Raw genomic sequence first — 3615 nt, forward strand, 5'->3', positions numbered from 1 at the left:
CGCTGCTCCGCATCGCGACTGGCGCCGGTAGGCGCCTCGGCGGAGGCCACGGCGTAGGCGATGGTCGCCGGCACCGGCAACACCGCCGGGAGTCCTTCGGCCTCCAGTCGTGATCTGAAGATACTCCGACAGTGCAGTATTTGCCGACCTTGTTGGAGCGCTGCTCCGCATCGCGACTGGCGCCGGTAGGCGCCTTGGCGGAGGCCGCAACGTTGGCGGTGATCGCCACCTGAGGACTGCCCTGGCCAAGCCTAGTGCAAGCCGAGCTTGCCGAGCCATTCCGGCGCTTGCGTGGAGATTAGCTCTTTGGCCAAGACCTCTTCCATCTGAAGAGACATTGTCGCGTGCTCGAGTGCAGCGTGTTGATTGGCTACCACGCGGCTGAGGGCGCCGCCCAATCCCCGCAGAATGACGCCTTCCCCATACTCCTCACAGGCGATCTTCCATGCTGCCTCGGGTATTTCTCCCCACTCTCGGCGCATCATGCACAGATCCAGAATATCCTTACTGTGATTCATGTAACGATCGGCATTGGCGGTCAGCTTCGTGGCAAAGCATCCTTCCTTCCCAACGCAAGGGATGGGAAAGAGTTGAGATCGGGGGTCAGGTTTGATCGCTTCGTTGTCGAAATGAATGATTTCAAGCTTGATGGGATGGCCTGGGCCTTCAAGTAGCGCTCGAATGGCATCTCGATCCGCCCGTATTTCTCGGTCGTTCAACAGCGCCAAAGTGTGGCCTGGCAGCAAGAGGGGGCCAAAGCTTAGCGACGTGATAGCTGATCTGGCCGCTCGATAGGCAGATCGGCCGATACAGAACAGGTCTATATCCACCGATTCGCGGAATTCATGCAGTTCAAGGGCGATTCTGGTGCCACCGCCAAACAGGATGTTGTTAGCTGCAAGAAAATCGGCATCGAAATGTGTGAGTAGCTGGCCAATGGCGCGATGGTGCGCTCGGCGGTACGTCATGCTACCAGCATGTGTCCGTGGCCATAGGCTTTCTTGAGTTTGAGGATCAACTGCTTTTCCTCCTCCTCGAGACGGTCCTGGTCAACGAAGCGCCAGCGCTCTTCGTATAGACGAAATGCGACGTCGGGCTCGACAAATGTCTCGGCCCGATCCCAAAGGATCAGATCAAGCTCAGGGTACCTGTGTCGATTGATCAGCGTCGTTTCCATGATTCTGCCGGTTGCCAAGACTCGTTGTATGCACTACTCAAGAGTAATCTGCAGTACTGGCCGAGTCAAAGCGTGTATGGATAGGCCAGGTGGCAGCCTGCTAGTCGTGATCGTCATTGGTGGCAATGACCGCCACCATCGGCAACACCGCCGGGAGGCCTGCGGCCTCCAGTCGTGATCTGAAGATACTCCAACAACGACGTGGCACCGTCGGTGGAAAGGATCGCTGTTGGAGCGCTGCTCCGCATCGCGACTGGCGCCGGTAGGCGCCTTGGCGGAGGCCGCCGGCGTTGGCGGTGATCGCCACCATCGGCAACACCGCCGGGAGGCCTGCGGCCTCCAGTCGCGATCTGAAGATGCTCCTACAAAATGGCGTGGCACCGTCGGTGGAACGAATCGCTGTTGGAGCGCTGGTCCCCATCGCGACTGGCGCCGGTAGGCGCCTTGGCGGAGGCCGCCGGCGTTGGCGGTGACCGCGACCATCGGCAACACCGCCGGGAGTCCTTCGGCCTCCAGTCGTGATCTGAAGATACTCCAACAACGACGTGGCACCGTCGGTGGAAAGGATCGCTGTTGGAGCGCTGCTCCGCATCGCGACTGGCGCCGGTAGGCGCCTTGGCGGAGGCCGCAACGGCAGCTGTTATCGCCACCATCGGCAACACCGCCGGGAGTCCTTCGGCCTCCAGTCGTGATCTGAAGATACTCCAACAACTACGTGGCACCGTCGGTGGAGAAAACAGCTGTTGGAGCGCTGCTCCGCATCGCGACTGGCGCCGTCAGGCGCCGGTAGGCGCATCGGCGGAGACCGCCACGTTGGCGGAGGCCGCCGGCGTTGGCGGTGATCGCCACCATCGGCAACCCCGCCGGGAGTCCTGCGGCCTCCAGTCGCGATCTGAAGATGCTCCTACAAAATGGCGTGGCACCGTCGGTAGAAAGAATCATTGTTGGAGCGCTGCTCCGCATCGCGACTGGCGCCGGTAGGCGCCTCGGCGGAGGCCGCAACGTTGGCGGAGGCCGCCGGCACCGGCAACCCCGCCGGGAGGCCTGTGGCCTCCAGTCGTGAGCTGAAGCTACTCCGGCAGCGGCGTGGCACCGTCGGTAGAAAGAATCATTGTTGGAGCGCTGGTTCCCATCGCGACTGGCGCCGTCAGGCGCCTCGGCGGAGGCCGCAACGTTGGCGGAGGCCGCCGGCACCGGCAACACCGCCGGGAGTCCTTCGGCCTCCAGTCGTGATCTGAAGATACTCCAACAACGACGTGGCACCGTCGGTGGAAAGGATCGCTGTTGGAGCGCTGCTCCGCATCGCGACTGGCGCCGTCAGGCGCCGGTAGGCGCCTTGGCGGAGGCTGCCGCGCTGGCAATAACCGCGACCATGGCAACACCGCCGGGAGGCTTTCAGCCTCCAGTCGTGATCTGACGATGTTCCGACAACGAAATTTTCGAATTATGGGGTTTGGCAGTTGCAGGAATTCCGCTTATTGGGCGATTCCAGCAGCACCGCCTTGCACCCATAATGCCAAACGACGTCTCAGCTCGTTGAGGCGAGCATCGGATACCAACCCAAGCTGTCCCAATAGCAGCGAGCCGTCCAGTATGGCGAGCCGAGATAAGCGAAAGACACTGGCCACTTTCAAGCCTGAAGCCAGAAACTCATCATGTCCAGGCGACAAGACCCAATCCAGTTGCGGGTGAGCTTGGTGAAGTTGCGATGACACCATGCAGACTAGCCAATCATCGTGGGCGTGATCCAATTGGCGCAGCAACAGAACGGGACGTTTCTTGCTTGAAGCAAGATTGGTGTAGGGAAATGGCATGAGAGCAATCTGGCCTGATTGCTTCATTGCCAGCGCTCTTTCAGATCTGCTTCCGTATAGAGATCCGGCTCGCCTTCCTGTCCTCGCATGGCTTGATCCAGACTCATGGTCTGGAATTCATGGTTGGTCCAATCCTCCTGACCTTGATTACGGCATTGTCCATAACGATGTTCGAGAAAGGCAATGAAATCCATAACCTCTTCTTGTCGATCCGGAGGCAGGCGGCTAACACGTTGAATAAGCTCTTCAAGTTGCACAAGGAAATCTCCTGCATCACCAATGTTATAGAATAGCCAGCAACTCTGGGTGAGTCAAAAAAACCACCTGATTACGCATAAGACTCAGCAGGCGCCTTGGTGGAGGCCGCCGGCGTTGGCGGTGGTCGCTACCATCGGCAACACCGCCGGGAGGCTTTCAGCCTCCAGTCGTGATCTAAAGATTCTCCTACAGGGTGGTAGTCGCCTGTTATGGCAGGAAAAGGCAGCTGTTGGAGCGCTGGTTTTCATCGCGACTGGCGCCGGCAGGCGCCTTGGTGGAGGCCGCCGGCGTTGGCGGTGGTCGCTACCATCGGCAACACCGCCGGGAGGCCTTCGGCCTCCAGTCGTGATCTAAAGATTCTCCTAC

General features: G+C 60.0%; 4 protein-coding genes. All 4 read right to left on the minus strand.

Annotated elements, in window-relative coordinates:
* Positions 1-251 precede the first annotated feature (251 nt).
* Positions 252-968 carry a nucleotidyl transferase AbiEii/AbiGii toxin family protein gene (locus tag DU490_RS16305; protein ID WP_114575284.1) on the minus strand — a complete coding sequence of 239 codons (717 nt, stop codon included), beginning with the start codon at positions 966-968 and terminating at the stop codon, positions 252-254.
* Positions 965-1177 (minus strand): hypothetical protein, encoded by a 213-nt coding sequence (locus DU490_RS16310; protein WP_114575285.1) that lies wholly within the window; start codon positions 1175-1177, stop codon positions 965-967. The genes DU490_RS16305 and DU490_RS16310 overlap by 4 nt, the downstream gene beginning before the upstream one ends.
* Positions 1178-2652: 1475 nt before the next feature.
* Positions 2653-3018, minus strand: a complete 366-nt coding sequence (locus tag DU490_RS16315) for a type II toxin-antitoxin system PemK/MazF family toxin (protein ID WP_114575286.1) — start codon at positions 3016-3018, stop codon at positions 2653-2655.
* Entirely contained in the window at positions 3015-3248 is a 234-nt protein-coding gene (locus tag DU490_RS16320) for a DUF2281 domain-containing protein (RefSeq protein WP_114575287.1), read from the minus strand. The genes DU490_RS16315 and DU490_RS16320 overlap by 4 nt, the downstream gene beginning before the upstream one ends.
* Positions 3249-3615: the final 367 nt, after the last annotated feature.

It is taken from the genome of Halomonas sp. DQ26W, from assembly GCF_003339685.1.
GTDB lineage: Bacteria > Pseudomonadota > Gammaproteobacteria > Pseudomonadales > Halomonadaceae > Halomonas.